The sequence below is a fragment of the Xanthomonas hortorum genome (genome assembly GCF_011305375.1).
GTDB lineage: Bacteria > Pseudomonadota > Gammaproteobacteria > Xanthomonadales > Xanthomonadaceae > Xanthomonas > Xanthomonas hortorum_E.
Map to the genome: position 1 here is coordinate 94,045 of NZ_VCME01000022.1, position 16,078 is coordinate 110,122.

Annotated in this window: 14 protein-coding genes; 10 read left to right on the plus strand and 4 right to left on the minus strand. The window is 64.0% G+C overall.

The window, feature by feature from the left end; all coding sequences use genetic code 11:
- Nucleotides 1-262: 262 nt before the first annotated feature.
- The 3 genes from FFY45_RS18455 to FFY45_RS18465 all read right to left on the minus strand — a co-directional run bounded on the left by FFY45_RS18455 (nt 263) and on the right by FFY45_RS18465 (nt 3,773).
- Nucleotides 263-1,990: a cation acetate symporter gene (locus FFY45_RS18455; RefSeq protein WP_176341538.1), complete on the minus strand. Its 1,728-nt coding sequence runs from the start codon at nt 1,988-1,990 to the stop codon at nt 263-265.
- Entirely contained in the window at nt 1,987-2,304 is a 318-nt protein-coding gene (locus FFY45_RS18460) for a DUF485 domain-containing protein (protein ID WP_176341539.1), read from the minus strand. The genes FFY45_RS18455 and FFY45_RS18460 overlap by 4 nt, the downstream gene beginning before the upstream one ends.
- Nucleotides 2,305-2,390: 86 nt before the next feature.
- Nucleotides 2,391-3,773: a DcaP family trimeric outer membrane transporter gene (locus tag FFY45_RS18465; RefSeq protein WP_162498289.1), complete on the minus strand. Its 1,383-nt coding sequence runs from the start codon at nt 3,771-3,773 to the stop codon at nt 2,391-2,393.
- 295 nt (nt 3,774-4,068) lie between these two features.
- Between FFY45_RS18465 and acs the strand changes: the two genes are divergently transcribed.
- Nucleotides 4,069-6,012, plus strand: coding sequence for an acetate--CoA ligase (gene acs, locus FFY45_RS18470; protein ID WP_176341540.1), 1,944 nt, complete (start codon nt 4,069-4,071; stop codon nt 6,010-6,012).
- A gap of 274 nt (nt 6,013-6,286) precedes the next feature.
- The gene (locus tag FFY45_RS18475; RefSeq protein ID WP_006451671.1) at nt 6,287-6,955 is read left to right on the plus strand and encodes a response regulator transcription factor; all 669 of its coding nucleotides are present in this window, start codon (nt 6,287-6,289) and stop codon (nt 6,953-6,955) included.
- A gap of 62 nt (nt 6,956-7,017) precedes the next feature.
- Here the strand turns inward: FFY45_RS18475 and FFY45_RS18480 are convergent, their stop codons facing one another.
- On the minus strand, nt 7,018-7,350 hold the full coding sequence (locus FFY45_RS18480) for a hypothetical protein (RefSeq protein ID WP_255172062.1): 333 nt from the start codon (nt 7,348-7,350) through the stop codon (nt 7,018-7,020).
- A gap of 481 nt (nt 7,351-7,831) precedes the next feature.
- Between FFY45_RS18480 and FFY45_RS18485 the strand changes: the two genes are divergently transcribed.
- The 8 genes from FFY45_RS18485 to FFY45_RS18525 all read left to right on the plus strand — a co-directional run bounded on the left by FFY45_RS18485 (nt 7,832) and on the right by FFY45_RS18525 (nt 15,672).
- Nucleotides 7,832-8,707, plus strand: a complete 876-nt coding sequence (locus FFY45_RS18485) for a DUF4424 domain-containing protein (protein ID WP_439333551.1) — start codon at nt 7,832-7,834, stop codon at nt 8,705-8,707.
- Between the two features lie 279 nt (nt 8,708-8,986).
- Complete coding sequence (locus FFY45_RS18490) at nt 8,987-9,550, plus strand: redoxin family protein (RefSeq protein WP_176341556.1); 564 nt, start codon at nt 8,987-8,989, stop codon at nt 9,548-9,550.
- 3 nt (nt 9,551-9,553) lie between these two features.
- Nucleotides 9,554-9,757, plus strand: a complete 204-nt coding sequence (locus FFY45_RS18495; protein ID WP_023905662.1) for a hypothetical protein — start codon at nt 9,554-9,556, stop codon at nt 9,755-9,757.
- Between the two features lie 320 nt (nt 9,758-10,077).
- On the plus strand, nt 10,078-11,127 hold the full coding sequence (locus FFY45_RS18505; protein ID WP_176341543.1) for an aldo/keto reductase: 1,050 nt from the start codon (nt 10,078-10,080) through the stop codon (nt 11,125-11,127).
- Complete coding sequence (locus FFY45_RS18510) at nt 11,124-11,996, plus strand: amidohydrolase family protein (protein WP_176341544.1); 873 nt, start codon at nt 11,124-11,126, stop codon at nt 11,994-11,996. Before FFY45_RS18505 ends, FFY45_RS18510 begins: the two co-directional genes overlap by 4 nt.
- Nucleotides 11,993-12,763 (plus strand): SDR family oxidoreductase, encoded by a 771-nt coding sequence (locus tag FFY45_RS18515; protein WP_162498286.1) that lies wholly within the window; start codon nt 11,993-11,995, stop codon nt 12,761-12,763. Before FFY45_RS18510 ends, FFY45_RS18515 begins: the two co-directional genes overlap by 4 nt.
- A gap of 168 nt (nt 12,764-12,931) precedes the next feature.
- Nucleotides 12,932-13,789 carry a fumarylacetoacetate hydrolase family protein gene (locus FFY45_RS18520; RefSeq protein ID WP_176341545.1) on the plus strand — a complete coding sequence of 286 codons (858 nt, stop codon included), beginning with the start codon at nt 12,932-12,934 and terminating at the stop codon, nt 13,787-13,789.
- 563 nt (nt 13,790-14,352) lie between these two features.
- Complete coding sequence (locus FFY45_RS18525; protein ID WP_176341546.1) at nt 14,353-15,672, plus strand: L-fuconate dehydratase; 1,320 nt, start codon at nt 14,353-14,355, stop codon at nt 15,670-15,672.
- The last annotated feature ends 406 nt before the right edge of the window (nt 15,673-16,078 follow it).

A 16,078-nucleotide genomic window follows, 5' to 3' on the forward strand; every position in this document is an offset into this window, starting at 1 on the left:
TTTCTGCGGCATGGCGATCTGTCGCGCATGCGCAGTGAGGGGCGGCTATGCGAAGCGATGCTTGAACTGGCAGGCGCGCATCACGATGCGTGAGGCGACAAGCCCCACCAACGTGATCGGCACCTGTCGGATCCAATGACTGATGTAAACCCGCATGCCCAGGCAACAGCGTTGGTGGGACCTCGCAGCGCGCGCCACCCAAAACGCAGAACGCCGGCACAAGGCCGGCGTTCTGCGATACATCCAGCGATGGGCCGATACGTCAGTGACCCGACGGACCGGTGGCACCCAAACCGGTTTCAGCACGGATCTGCTGCGCCTTGAACGCGGAACGTTCGTTGGCCGCCTGCGGGCTGCGATCCAGGATCGAGAACAGCCAGATGCTGACAAAGCCGATCGTCACCGAGAACAGTGCCGGCGAGGCGTACGGGAACGGCGCCGACCCGGCCGCGTTACCCAGCGTGTCCACCCACACCGACGGCGACAGCACCGTCAGCACCAGCGAGGAGATCAGGCCCAGGAAGCCGCCGATCACCGCGCCGCGGGTGGTGCAGTTCTTCCACAACAAGGACAGGATCAGCACCGGGAAGTTGGCCGAGGCGGCGATGGCGAAGGCCAGCGACACCATGAAGGCCACGTTCTGCTTCTCGAACACGATGCCCAGCAGCACCGCGATCGCGCCCAGGATCACCGTGGTGATGCGCGAGACCTTGAGCTCCGAACCCGGCGCCGGGTTGCCCTTCTTGATCACCGTGGCATACAGGTCATGCGACACCGCCGAGGCACCGGACAGGGTCAGGCCTGCGACCACCGCAAGGATGGTGGCGAAGGCCACCGCCGAGATGAAGCCCATGAACACGTTGCCGCCGACCGCATTGCCGACCAGCACCGCCGCCATGTTGGCCGCACCCTTGCCGCCGTGGATGGTGCCGGTGACGACATCGGCGTACTGCGGGTTGGTCAGCACCAGTGCGATCGCACCGAAGCCGATGATGAAGATCAGGATGTAGAAGTAGCCGATCCAGGTGGTCGCCCACAGCACCGACTTGCGTGCCTGCTTGGCATCGGGAACGGTGAAGAAGCGCATCAGGATGTGCGGCAGGCCGGCGGTGCCGAACATCAGCGCCATACCGAACGAGATCGCCGAAATCGGGTCTTTGACGAAACCGCCCGGCCCCATGATCGACAGGCCCGCTTTTGCTGCGTCCTCCGGCGATGCACCACCGTTGGCCGCAATCGCCGTCTTGACCCGCACGCCCTCGGCAAACAACGCCTCGAAGCTGAAGTTGAAGTGCCACATGATCGCCACGGCCATGAAGGTCACGCCGGTCAGCAGCAACACCGCCTTGATGATCTGCACCCAGGTGGTGGCGGTCATGCCGCCGAACAGCACGTAGACCATCATCAGCAGGCCGACCAGAGTCACTGCAATCCAGTAATCCAGGCCGAACAGCAGCTTGATCAACGCACCGGCGCCGACCATCTGTGCGATCAGATAGAACAGCACCACCACCAGCGTGCCCGATGCGGCGAAGCTGCGGATCGCGGTCGGCGCGAAGCGATAGCCAGCCACGTCGGCGAAGGTGTACTTGCCGAGGTTGCGCAGCCGTTCGGCCATCAGGAAGGTCAGGATCGGCCAACCGACCAGAAAGCCGATCGCATAGATCAGGCCGTCGTAGCCGTTGGTCATCACCGCCGCGGTGATACCCAAAAACGAGGCCGCCGACATGTAGTCGCCGGCAATCGCCAGGCCGTTCTGGAACCCGGTGATGCCACCGCCGGCGGTGTAGAAGTCCGAAGCCGACTTGGTCTTCTTGGATGCCCACTTGGTGATCCACAGCGTGCCCAGCACAAAGAAGCCGAACATGCCGATCGCCACCCAATTGGTGGGCTGCTTGTCGACCTGGCCGACGTCACCGCCGGCGGCCAGCGCGATGCCGGCCGGCAACAGGCCGGCCAGAATCAGGAGAAGGCGCGAATACTTGCTCATTTGCGGGCTTCCTCCAGGATCTGCGCAGTCAGCTGGTCGTAGGTGTTGTTGGCGCGACGCACGTAGATGGCGGTGATGGCGATGGTGAACACCATCACCCCGATCGCGATCGGAATGCCGATCGAGGTCACCCCATCGCCGATCGGCTTGGCCAAAAACGCCTTGTCGAAGGCGATCAGGCCGATGTAGCCGTAATAGGCCAGCAACATCAGCACGGTGAGTGTCCAGCCCAGCGCATTCCGCTGGCGCTTGAGCGCGTGGTACTTCGGATTGGCATCGATCTTGGCGATCAATGCGTCATTCGAGACGGTCATGGTCTGTCTCCTGATAAAGCGCGGGTAAAAACGACGATGGCGATGCCTGCCCCACCGCAGTGGGGCCAGCGGCCAGTGACAAAACCTTAGAAGCTGTACTTGGTGGTGAACTGCAGACGCGAGATGTCGCCGCTGTCGCCGTTTTCGGCTTCGCGACGGCCATACATCAGCTCTGCACCCACATCCACCTTGGGCAGCGGCGAATAGAAGACGTTGGCGCGGATGCTCTGCTGCGATTTGCTGGCCAGACCGCCTGTATTGGCGATGTCGTGGTCATAGTCCACACGCGAATACATGATGGTGCTGCGCAGCTTGGCGTTGTAGTCGTGGCGCCACGCCACCCAACCAGCCACGGTGCTGACGGTCTGGATATTGCCGTCCATGTCGATCTCCACGTCCGAGCCGTTGCCCAGACCCAGATAGCGCCCCAGGCCTTCGCCGTAGCTGAGCTGGTAACGCAGATCGTTATTGGAATTGATGATCCAGCGGCCACCGCCGGCGATGGCGCCGCCGAAGTCGGTGTCGTTGGTCAGCGCGCTGCGCGTGCGGTACTGACGCGCGATCGCCGACAGCCCGAACGTGCCCCAGGTGCCCTTCCAGTTGTAGCGCGCGGTCAGGTCCGGCATCGCGCCATGGTCCGAGGCCAGGATGGTGTTGCCGCCCTGGTAGGGCGTAGTCAGCGTCTCGGGATTTTCTGCAGACACGCTGAAGGCACCGCGGGTGTAGCGAATCTGGGTCTGACGGCTGAACAGCGCACCGTCGGTCGGCCCGACGATGTCGGCGGCCTCGGGCAGGATCGTGGAATCGATGAAGTTGGACCAGGTCTGGCCGGCCAGCCAGTTGTTCCAGCTCATGTAGGCGTGCCGCAAGGTGCCGCCGTACAGATTGTTGACCTGGTTGGCCAGCGCGTTGCCGAAGAAATCCAGTTCGATGAAGCCGGTGAGCTTGTCGCCGTTATCGGTGACGGTGTCCACGCCCAGGTTGAAGCGCGAGAACTTGGCATGGAAATCGGTGTCGGTGCTGGAGGCCTGGCCGCCGACCGGTGTCTGCGTCGGGATATACAGGTACCGCCCTACCGCGCCTTCGGGCAATGCGCCGTCGCTGGTGCGGGTGGTCATGAAGTCGGCCTTGATGAAACCGCCAAAACGAAACGTTGTCCCCGGCAACGCGTTCGGCGTGATGCTGCTCAGCTGGATCGGCTTCTTGCCGGCAGGCACCACAGGTGCGGCCGGCGTCTGCGCCTGCAAGGTGCGCACCTCGGTCACCTGCGTCTGGGTCTGGGCAATCTGGCCCTGCTGTTGCTGCTGTGCAGACACCAGCATTTGTACCTGACGCTCGAGCTCGGCAATGCGCGTTTCCAGTGCCTTTTCCTTGGCCGTTTGCGCGAAGGCAACGCCCGGCAGAATGCTCGCCACAAACAACGCAGCCGCCAACGGATGGCGCACCAATGGTGCAGTACGGTGTTTCATAGACCCCTCTCCCCAATGAAGGCCTCGCGCTTGATGGCGATGCTGTGCGGAGCGTGAGGCAGTCCGCACTTGCGAGCCTATTCGCCTTTGGTCGTAGCTGCAACGCAGCATTCCACAGGGTGACCGATCGTCGCACTAGAACCGGCAACGGATTTGGGATCAAGCGCTCTGGCGGTTAAGACCAAGGTCTAAGGCCCGGTTGAACGCCGGGACAGAATGGATACGGCACACTGATTGTCTACCGAGGGCGGCTGTCGCGCTCTCTTCCGACAAGTTCATCGCAAGTGAGGGTGCCATGGCTGATGTTTATCCCGTCGATCCCGCGTTCGCCGCTGATGCGCGCATTACGCGCGAGCAGTACGCAACGCTGTACCGCGAATCGATCGAACACCCCGAGCAGTTCTGGGGCAAGGCCGCGCAGCGGCTGGAGTGGTTCAAGCAACCCACCCAGGTAAAGGACGTCAGCTACGCGCTGGACGACTTCCATATTCGCTGGTTCGGCGATGGCGAGCTCAATGCCAGCGTCAACTGCCTGGATCGCCAGCTGGCCACGCGCGGCGACAAGACCGCGCTGTTGTTCGAACCCGACAGCCCGGACGCCGAGTCGTATCCGGTCACCTATCGCCAGTTGTACGAGCGCGTGTGCAAGCTCGGCAATGCGCTGCGCAATCTCGGCGTCAACAAGGGCGATCGCGTCACCATCTACATGCCGATGATTCCCGATGCGGCCGTGGCCATGCTCGCCTGCGCGCGCATCGGTGCGGTGCACTCGGTGGTGTTCGGCGGGTTTGCCGCCAACTCGATCGCCGACCGCGTGATCGATTGCCAGAGCAAGCTGATCATCACCGCCGACGAAGGCTTGCGTGGCGGCAAGAAGATTCCGCTCAAGGCCAATGTCGATGCCGCATTGAAACTGCCCGGCACCAACACGGTGGAAACGGTGCTGGTGGTGCGACACACCGGTGGTGCGGTCGAGATGCAGGCACCGCGCGATCGCTGGTTCCATGATGTGGTCGACGGCCAGCCGGCCGAGTGCGAACCCGAGCGCATGAACGCGGAAGACCCGTTGTTCATCCTCTACACCTCCGGTTCCACCGGCAAGCCCAAGGGCGTGCTGCACACCACGGCTGGCTATCTGTTGTTTGCCAGCTATACGCACGAAGTGGTGTTCGACCTGCGCGAGGACGACATCTACTGGTGCACCGCCGATGTGGGCTGGGTCACCGGCCACAGCTACATCGTCTACGGCCCGCTCGCCAACGGCGCCACTGCGGTGATGTTCGAAGGCGTGCCCAACTACCCGAACGTCTCGCGCTTCTGGGATGTGATCGACAAGCATCAGGTCACCATTTTCTACACCGCGCCCACCGCGATCCGCGCACTGATGCGCGATGGCGAAGCGCCGGTGAAGAAGACCTCGCGCAAGAGCCTGCGTCTGCTCGGCAGCGTTGGCGAGCCGATCAATCCGGAAGCCTGGCGCTGGTACTACGAGGTGGTCGGCGACAGCCGTTGCCCGATCGTGGACACCTGGTGGCAGACCGAAACCGGCGGCATCCTGATCTCGCCGCTGGCCGGCGCGGTCGATCTCAAGCCGGGCTCGGCGACCCTGCCGTTCTTTGGCGTGCAGCCGGCGCTGGTCGATGCCGAAGGCAAGATTCTGGAAGGCGCCACCGAAGGCAATCTGGTGCTGCTGGATTCGTGGCCGGGCCAGATGCGCTCGGTCTATGGCGATCATCAGCGTTTCATCGACACCTACTTCCGCACCTATCCGGGCAGCTACTTCACCGGCGACGGCTGCCGCCGCGATGCCGATGGCTATTACTGGATCACCGGCCGCGTGGACGATGTGATCAACGTGTCCGGCCACCGCATCGGCACCGCCGAAGTGGAAAGCGCACTGGTCTCGCACCCCAAGGTCGCCGAGGCGGCCGTGGTCGGCTTCCCGCATGACGTCAAGGGCCAGGGCATTTATGCCTATGTCACCTTGATCGCTGGCGAGACCCCGAGCGAAGAACTGCACAAGGAGTTGATCACCTGGGTGCGCAAGGAGATCGGCCCGATCGCCTCGCCGGATCACCTGCAATGGGCACCGGGCCTGCCGAAGACCCGCTCGGGCAAGATCATGCGCCGCATCCTGCGCAAGATCGCCGAGAACGCACCGGACCAACTCGGCGACACCTCGACCCTGGCCGATCCCTCGGTGGTGGATTCGTTGGTGAGCGAACGGTTGACGCGCTGACGCGCGTCGGGAATAGAGAATCGGGAGTGGGGAATCGTTAGGGCGGTTCCCTGAGGAGTGAGAAGTAAGTAGGCAGACTGGGGATTCGTAAAAAAAAAGCGGTCCCCGGTCCATCCCTCTCCACTCCGGATTTTTGATCCTTCCAACCCGTCAGACTGACTTCGCCGTTGCCACCCTGTCGTCGCTTTGTTGCTGTTGCTTGCCTTGCTGTTCTTCGCTGTTGCCTTTGCGATTCCCGATTCCCGATTCCCCACTCCCGATTCCCGGCACTTCCATGACCACCCTGCTGATCGCTGACGACCATCCCCTGTTCCGTGAGGCCTTGCGCGGGGCGGTGCAACGTGTGATGCCGGGGGTGCTGTTGTTCGAGGCCGACACGGTGGATGCGTTGTACACCCTGGCCGATGCGCAACCGGATGCCGATCTGTTGTTGATGGATCTCAACATGCCGGGCGCGCAGGGGTTCAGTGCCTTGGTGCACATGCGTTCGCTGCATCCGCAGTTGCCGGTGGTGGTGGTGTCCGCACGCGAGGAGCCCACCGTGATGCGTCGCGCCATCGACCATGGCGCGTTCGGTTTCATTCCCAAATCCGCCGACTCGGACACCATCGGGCGCGCGTTGGCCACGGTGCTGGACGGCGAGCGCTGGATCCCGGCCGAAGCGCAGAACCTGCCGCCCACCTGCAGCGAAGAACGTGAAGTGGGCCAGCGCCTGCGCGATCTCACCCCGCAACAATTCCGCGTGCTGCAGATGCTCGGCGCCGGGCGCCTCAACAAGCAGATCGCCTACGACTTCGGCGTGTCCGAAGCCACCATCAAAGCGCATGTCACCGCGATCCTGCGCAAGCTCGGCGTCACCAACCGCACCCAGGCGGTGCTGATGGCCGGCAAGCTTGCCATAGATGCCGACGGCATCGTGCTGCCGCCGCCCGAGGAAGACTGAGCGCGGCCGACACACTGCTGCGGCAATCAGTCACCACGTTTCGGTGCATCCTCACACCGCAATCAGCGCAAAGATCGGCCGGTGCAGACCTTTGACGTGCGTTGCGGCGCGGGCACGTGCCACACCTCGTTGTCGTGTTCGTCGCTGCCTTCGTAGAGGGCGTAGCGCCCATCGTCCTGGCGATGCATGGTCGGGCTGAAGGTGATGAAATCGACACGGCCGTCCGGGCCGATGAACTGCATCTCGCCTCCGCACACGAAATTGGACCCCGGTTGCTGACCAAGTGCAGCGCAGGTCACCTGCAAGGTCTCCGCACGCACGACGCGGCTCACTTTTGGCCTGATCAGGCCGCGGTCTGCGGCATCGCAGAAATAATCGGCGATGACCGTGCGCATCTCACGCTGCGACGGCATCCAGGGCGGGCAGCTGTAGGCATCGGCTGTGCAACTAGGGACGAGGCCTGCACCTTCAGGGTGACCCGGCGCAGCAGCGAACGCGGTTGGACATGACAGCAACAGGCATGCAGCCGCAGCCAGCAGGAAAATATGGGAAGGCATTGCGCGTGCGGGTTCGGCATGGGGAGGAGCAATCTACCTTATGACCACGGCGCCCGTTCCGGCTGATGCGTGCACTGCATTGCGTCTGCAACGCAGTGCGCTGCATCGCAGCGTGCGATGCGTGCGGCACACCGCGACTGGTCCGGTGCCAGGCCTCGCCCTGGTAGACGCCAGCACCGGATGCTGCGCATACGCTCACTCTGCCAGCACTTTCAAGCGCATGGCATGCTGTACGCCTGCGGCGCGTCGGTGCGCGCCGGTCTCCAGGGGATCCATGCAGACATTTTCTTTATCGCGCAGCCCGCTTGTGCTGGCACTCATGCTGGCTGTGCTCGGCTGCGGCAGTGCGCAGGCCAACGACAGCAGCTTCGGCGACGACAACGGCACCATCCGCCTGTTGCATCAGCCGGATATCAGCATGGACAAGGAAGCCTTGCTGCTCAGCGAGGAGCGCGTGCAGGTGGACTACGTGTTCACCAACAACAGCGAGCGTGCATTGACTGTGCCGATCGCCTTCCCGATGCCGCCGATGTATTTCGGCATGGCCGACCACAGCGAGCTGACCGATTTCAAACTGTGGGTGGACGGCAAACCGATCGCCACCACGCGCAAACTCGTCGTACTGCTGGACGATGGCAGCGACATCTCCAAGGCGTTCGCGGCGAGCGGCTGGAGTGCGGACGATGTTGCGACCTTCACCGAATCGGGCGCCGCGCCAAAAGGACGCACGCCATTGCCAGCACGCTGGATCGACTCCGACCAGCAGCCACGCTTCACGCTCAGCGAGTATTTCGTCTGGCAGCAACTGTTTCCCGCGCGGCGCAGCGTGCAGATCCGGCATGCCTACGCGCCCAGCGTGTCCACCGGCGTGCCGCAGAGCAGCGCGTTCCTGCTGGAGTCGTATGCGAAAGACACCTGTATTGAGCCCGCGACCAGGACCAGCATGCAACGCCGCGAAGGTGAGCACGGCCTGGGCTGGGCCAACCTGCGCTATGTGCTGACCACCGGCAAGAACTGGAACGGCCCGATCAAGGATTTTCAGCTGACCATCCGCAAGCAGGCGGCGAGCGACATGCTCAGCCTGTGCTTCGACGGCGCGCTGAAAAAGATCGACTCGCTGACCTTCCAGTTCAAGCAAACCAACTTCGTGCCGATGCGCGATCTCAACCTGCTGTTCGTGCGTCGTCCCGAGTAACGCACGTGCGCGCCGACTCGCACATCGACAACGCATACATCCATCCGCAGAGCGCAATAACGATCGACACGCTATACCCACGCTGCGCAAACGCGGCACACACCCAGCTGCATTTCTAGCAAGCCCAAGCGTCCTGGCGTGATCTCATCCACACCCGTGCACCGCGCGCCATCTCAGTTGTCGATATCACCATTGACCATCAGCTGATACCCGGGCAAGTCTCGGACTCCAAGGACGCTTTGCGGAGATGGCATGACACGACGTGTTCCCTGGCTCTGGATCGGCTTGCTGGTGGCGTGTGCATTGATCGCAGCACTGGCGTGGCAGAACAAACAACTGCGTGCGCAACAACAGTGGTTGCAGACCCGCGTCAGCACACCGTATGACGGCATGTACGTGCCACGCATCGAAGTGACCGATACGCAGGGCCAACGTCATCTGCTTGGCGCGCCGCAGGGCCAAGCGCAGGTGCTGTTCTTTTTTACCACCACGTGTCCGTACTGCCAGCGCTCGGCACCCACTGTGCTGCGTACGGCGCGGCAATTACAGGCCAATTTGCCGGGCCGGCCACAATTGCTTGGCGTGTGCCAGTGCGATGCGGCGCAGGCCGCGCGCTATGCGCATGTGCATGGCTTCGATTTTCCGGTGGTCACGTTGACCGATCGTCGCGCGCTGATGTTGTTTCGTGCACGCAACGTGCCACTACTGATGGCCATCGATGGGCAGGGGCGCGTGCGCCATTCCCATCTGGGCGTCTTCGATACCACGGAGCGGGTGCAGGACCTGGCTGCCGCATTGCGCCGCACGGACGCGCCAGCGGCTTTTGCAACGGTGAAGGAGTAATGCATGAAGAAGCGTTGGGTAACTTTGCGGAGTGCGTTGATGGCAGCGACGTTTCTGGCCAGTACCGGTTTCGGTGCATTCCAGGTGATGGCAGTCGATAACGCACAGCCGAAAACCGAATCGTGTAGTGCATGGGCCTGCAAGGCGGAGTGTCCGGAGTTTGGCGGCGATTTGGGACAAGGCAACGTCTGCTACTGCTGCGGTTAAGAGCGGCGATCAAAACCACTGAGCAGCGGCCCGGCGGTCACGGCCGGTGCTCGCTACGTGTGGTTGGCCACTCTAGGTTCACGGCGGGGTCCCCCGGGCCCCGCCGTTTGCTTGCCAGCATTGCTGCGTGCTGCAGACCGCGGTTGTGCCAGGCTAACTTGGGCTTTGGGGCAGGACCGACGCGCTGAACCAACGCCCGCCGTTATGCTGCACTGCAGCGTGATCTGTTCACTTATGATTGCGATATTCATATGCGAACAGTCCGGCACCGGCCGGCTGGTGGACGTCGCGATGCCCAGCTGCTGCTTTCCAGATTCCGTATGCGCCTGCCTGACCATCGCAAACCCTGCGGAGCGTTGCGCGTGAGCGTTGTGCGGAAGCGGTTAGGCAGCACCGACGTGCAGCTCTCGGCGCTGGGCTTTGGCGCCGCGCCGATCGGCAATCTGTACACCGAAGTCGACGAGGGCGACGCACTGGCTGCAGTGGCAGGCGCGTTCGAGGCCGGCATCCGCCATTTCGACACAGCGCCTTACTACGGCTACGGGCTGAGCGAAGCGCGCCTGGGCCGGGGCCTTGCCGGTGTACCCCGCGATGCCTACACGCTGTCGACCAAGGTCGGGCGCTGCATTTACGACGATGCGCAGGCTGCTGCAGGGCGCGACGGCTTCGCAGTGGCCGGCCGCCGCGCCGCGTTCGACTACAGCGGCGACGGCGTGCGGCGCGCGTTCGCCTCCAGCCTGGAGCGCCTGGGCACCGATTACATCGACGTGCTGCTGCTGCACGACATCGGCTCGCTGACCCACGGCGACAACCATGCCACCGTGCTGCGCCAGGCCTTGGAGGAGGCCTTGCCGGCGATGGCGGCGCTGAAGGCGGCGGGTGCCTGCGGGGCGATCGGGCTGGGCGTCAACGAGCAGGAGGTGGCACTGGAGGTGTTGCCACGCTTCCCGCTCGACTGCGTGATGCTGGCCGGCCGCTATACGCTGCTGGAACAGCATGGCGCGCGCGCGCTGCTCGATCAGGCACAGCAGCGCAACGTGGCGATCCTGTCGGCCGGCCCGTACAGCTCTGGCCTGCTCAGCGACGCGCGCGGCCCCGGCGCGACCTACAACTACGCCCCGGTCGATACCGCCACCTTGCAGCACGCGCAGCGCCTGTACGCGGCCTGCGCGGCGTTCGATGTGGATATCGGTGCGGTGGCGCTGCAGTTCCCGCTGGCGCATCCGGCAGTCACCACCGTGGTGGCCGGCATGCGCACCGTGGCCGAGGTGCAATCGGCCGCCACGCGCCTGCAGACACCGATTCCGCCTGCGCTATGGCAACGCCTGCGCGATGACGGCCTGCTCGCTGCGGATATGCCCACGCCATGAGCCGCATCGACGCGCACCTGCATTTCTGGCAACTGGCCCGTGGCGATTACCACTGGCTCACGCCCGAGCTGGCGCCGCTGTATCGCGACTTCGGCCCAGCCGATATCGGCCAAGCGCTGGACGCTGCCGATATTGAGAGCGTGGTGGTGGTGCAGGCTGCCGCAACCGAGGCCGAAACCCGTTACCTGTTCGAGCTGGCGCGCGCCGATGCGCGTATTGCCGGCGTGGTCGGTTGGGTCGATTTCGCAGCGCCCGATGCCGCCGCGCGCATCGAGGCGCTGGTGCGCGACGGCGGCGGTGTGCTCAAGGGCCTGCGCCCGATGGTGCAGGACATCGCCGACGTGCAATGGCTGGCCCAGCCCGAACTGGATGCCGCCTTCGACGCACTGCTCGCGCACGATCTGGCCTTCGACGCCTTGATCCGCAGCGTGCATGTGCCGGCGCTGCAAACGCGCCTGAAGCGCCATCCGGACCTGCGCGTGGTCGTCGATCACGGCGGCAAGCCGCAGATCGCTGCGGGCGAATTCGTTGCCTGGGCGGCCGGCATGGCCGCGTTGGCGCAGCATCCCACTGTGCACTGCAAGCTCTCCGGGCTGCTCACCGAAGCAGCGCGCGGCGCCGGCGTGGAGGCGCTGGAGCCGTATGTCGGCCATCTGTTCGCACGCTTCGGCGCGCAACGCCTGCTATGGGGCAGCGACTGGCCGGTGCTGACCCAGCGCGCCGATTACACGCAGTGGTTCGAGATCGCACAGCACCTGGTCGCCAAACACGCCGACGGCCATGCCAAAGCGGTGTTCGGCGACAACGCACGCACGTTCTATCGTCTGCCACGGCCGGCGGCCCCCACCCACGGAATCTCTTCGGTATGACTGTCTCGATCTCTACAACTCCCAACGACCGCCTGCATGGCAAGCGCTGCCTGATCACCGCCGCCGGCGCCGGCATCGGCCGCGAAAGCGCGCTGGCCTGTGCACGCGCCGGTGCGCAGGTGATCGCCACCGATATCGATGCCGCGGCCTTGCAGGCGTTGGCCGCCGAATCGGAGGCCATCACCACCCAGCTGCTCGATGTCACCGATGCCTCGGCGATTGCCGCACTGGTCGCGGCGCACGGCCCGTTCGATGTGTTGTTCAACTGCGCCGGCTTCGTGCACCAGGGCAGCATTCTCGATTGCGACGAGCCGGCCTGGCGCCGCTCGTTTTCGATCAACGTCGATGCGATGTACTACACCTGCAAGGCGGTACTGCCAGGCATGCTCGAACGCGGCCGCGGCAGCATCATCAACATGTCCTCGGTCGCCTCCAGCATCAAGGGCGTGCCGAACCGCTTCGTCTACGGCGTGACCAAGGCCGCCGTGATCGGCCTGAGCAAGGCGATCGCTGCCGATTACGTGGCGCAGGGCGTGCGTTGCAACGCGATCTGCCCGGGCACCATCAAGACGCCGTCGCTGGGCCAGCGCGTGCAAGCGCTGGGCGGCGACGAACAGGCGGTGTGGAAGAGCTTCACCGACCGCCAGCCGATGGGCCGCCTGGGCGACCCGCGCGAGATCGCGCAGCTGGTGGTGTATCTGGCCTCGGACGAGTCCTCGTTCACCACCGGCCAGACCCACATCATCGATGGTGGTTGGTCCAACTGAGCGCGACAACGCATCACGGTGCCACCCACCGCAATGTGGGCGCGGCCAGTGCCAGATGCGATCTGTATCGCTCGTCCGCCTTGATTTGAGCACGCCGCCCTTACCCACCCGATGCACGCGCGCTAGGTTTGCTAGCCGCTCCATTCCTCACCTGCAAAGGAAGACTGCATGAAACTCGTACGCGTTGGCGCCCCCGGCCAGGAACATCCCGGCTTGATCGATAACGAAGGCCGCATCCGCGATTTGAGCGGCGTGATCGATGATGTGGCCGGCGAGCACATCAGCAATGCCGGCCTGGACAAACTGCGCGCGCTGGATGTGTCCACGCTGCCGCTGGTCGAAGGCGACGTGCGCTACGGCGCTGCAGTCGGGCAGATCGGCAAGTTCATCTGCATCGGTTTGAATTACGCCGACCATGCCGCCGAATCGGGCATGGACGTGCCCAAGATGCCGATCCTGTTCATGAAGGCCACCACCGCGGTGAGCGGCCCCAACGACACCGTGATCATCCCGCGCGGCTCGGTCAAGAGCGACTGGGAAGTGGAACTGGGCGTGGTGATCGGCGATGTGGCGCGCGATGTCTCGGTGGACGAAGCGCTGAACCACGTCGCGGGCTACGCGGTGATCAACGATCTGTCCGAGCGCGAATTCCAGCTCGAACACGGCGGCCAGTGGGTCAAGGGCAAGAGCGCCGATACCTTCGGCCCGATCGGCCCGTGGCTGGTCACCCGCGATGAAATCGCCGACCCGCAGAACCTGTCGATGTGGCTGGAGGTCAACGGCCACCGCTACCAGAACGGCAGCACCCGCACGATGGTGTTCGGCGTGGCCGAACTGGTCAGCCACATCAGCCGCTACATGACGCTGATGCCGGGCGATGTGATCAGCACCGGCACCCCGCCGGGCGTGGGGCTGGGCCAGAAACCACCGGTGTATCTGAAGCCGGGCGACCTGATGGAGCTGGAGATCGAAGGCCTGGGTCGTCAGCGCCAGCCGGTGGTGGCGCATCCGCGTGATGCTGCCTAAAGCCCCTCTCCCTTTTCAGGATTTTGGTCGCATTGCGTGCCAAGTTGCGCTCAACGCAGGTGGTAATGCCTCCGCACGACGCAACCTAAAGCCCCTCTTCCCTCGGGGCACCAAGGCACGGCTTGCGCGCCACTGGCGCGCGTGCGTTGGTGCGCCCGCGCCGCAAGCGCGGGCCGGGGCGCGGAGCGGGGGTTGGGGTGAGGGTACGTAGCGACGTATCCGAACAATTCGTCGCTAGGTCGCCAGTTGTTAGAAGTGACATGTCGGCGCTCGCCTTGATGTGTCATGCGTAATTTTTCTGCGGTGTGGCGGAGTGTTGAATGTCTAAGCGCTGTAGCGCGTTGATATCGATGCTTCGTTGGTTGTGCAGTGATTCGTTGGTCTGTATTGCAAACGCTTGAGTGACTGTAGTGCTTCGACAACGTAGGCGCTGCGCGTCCGTACCCTCACCCCAACCCCTCTCCCGGAGGGAGAGGGGCTCTGGCGCCCTTCTCCGTTTCCGTTCCCCGTTTCAGTTTTATTTCGCGCGTTTTTATTCCCGCCTTCCATCGCCCAGGACCTCCATGAGCACCATCATCGCCCTCGATACCCACGACGTCCGCTTTCCCACCTCGCGCGAGCTCGATGGGTCGGATGCGATGAATCCGGATCCGGATTACTCGGCCGCGTATGTCGTGCTGCGCACCGATGCACCGGACGACCTGGCCGGTTACGGTCTGGTGTTCACCATCGGCCGCGGCAACGATGTGCAGACCGCCGCCGTAGCTGCACTGGCCGAACATGTGGTCGGCCTGCGCGTGGAAGAGGTCATCGCCGATCTGGGCGCGTTTGCGCGCCTGCTTACCAACGATTCGCAGCTGCGCTGGCTGGGCCCGGAAAAGGGTGTGATGCATATGGCGATCGGCGCGGTGATCAATGCCGCCTGGGATCTGGCCGCACGCGCGGCGAAAAAGCCGCTATGGCGTTACATCGCCGAACTCACGCCGGAGCAGTTGGTCGACACCATCGACTTCCGCTACCTCACCGATGCGCTCACTCGCGACGAAGCGCTGGCGATCCTGCGCGAGGCACAACCGCAGCGCGCGCAACGCATCGCCACGCTGATCGAACAGGGCTATCCCGCCTACACCACCTCGCCCGGCTGGCTCGGCTACTCGGACGAAAAGCTGGTGCGCCTAGCCAAGGAAGCGGTGGCCGACGGCTTCCGCACCATCAAGCTCAAGGTCGGCGCCAACGTGCAGGACGACATCCGCCGTTGCCGCCTGGCGCGTGAGGCAATCGGCCCGGACATCGCCATGGCGGTGGACGCCAATCAGCGTTGGGATGTGGGCCCGGCGATCGACTGGATGCGCCAGCTGGCCGAATTCGACATCGCCTGGATCGAGGAACCCACCAGCCCGGACGATGTGCTCGGCCACGCCGCGATCCGCCAGGGCATCACCCCGGTGCCGGTTTCCACCGGCGAACACACCCAGAACCGGGTGGTGTTCAAGCAACTGCTGCAGGCCGGTGCGGTGGACCTGATCCAGATCGACGCCGCGCGCGTCGGCGGCGTCAACGAAAACCTCGCCATCCTGCTGCTGGCCGCCAAGTTCAACATCCGCGTGTTCCCGCACGCCGGCGGCGTCGGCCTGTGCGAACTGGTGCAACACCTGGCCATGGCCGACTTCGTCGCCATCACCGGCAAGATGGAAGACCGCGCCATCGAATTTGTCGACCATCTGCACCAGCATTTCCTCGACCCGGTGCGCATCCAGCACGGCCGCTATCTGGCCCCGCAGGCCGTCGGCTTCTCGGCCGAAATGCACCCCGCCTCCATCGCAGAGTTCAGCTACCCCGACGGCCGCTTCTGGGTCGAAGACCTGGCCGCAGCGAAGGCGTAATCGAACGGGCCACACAACAAATTGCATTCACCGTAGGAGCGGCTTCAGCCGCGATGGGCTTTATCGATTGCCTGATCGCGACTGAAGCCGTTTTTTAGAGTGGCTAACAACACTTAGCGAGCAGTCGCCAGGGGCGTGCGGACGGCTGATCTGCTGCCTGGCTGCAAGGGCCCTTGCCCGCCCACCGTCGCGGGACACGCCGCAAGTACGTCCGTGTAGCAACTGTGTTGATCAGGACCTCAACCCGCGACCTTTGAGCGGTTTCCTTCAGGCGCGTTCATCGGTAGGTGCCGGCCGCTGGCCGGCACGCTTTTTTGCGTTTGCGCATGGCCGTCAAATGCGCTCAGGCGGGCTGCATGGCGGCTCTTTCATCGCGCACGCGCGCATTGAGGATGACCAGCATCTT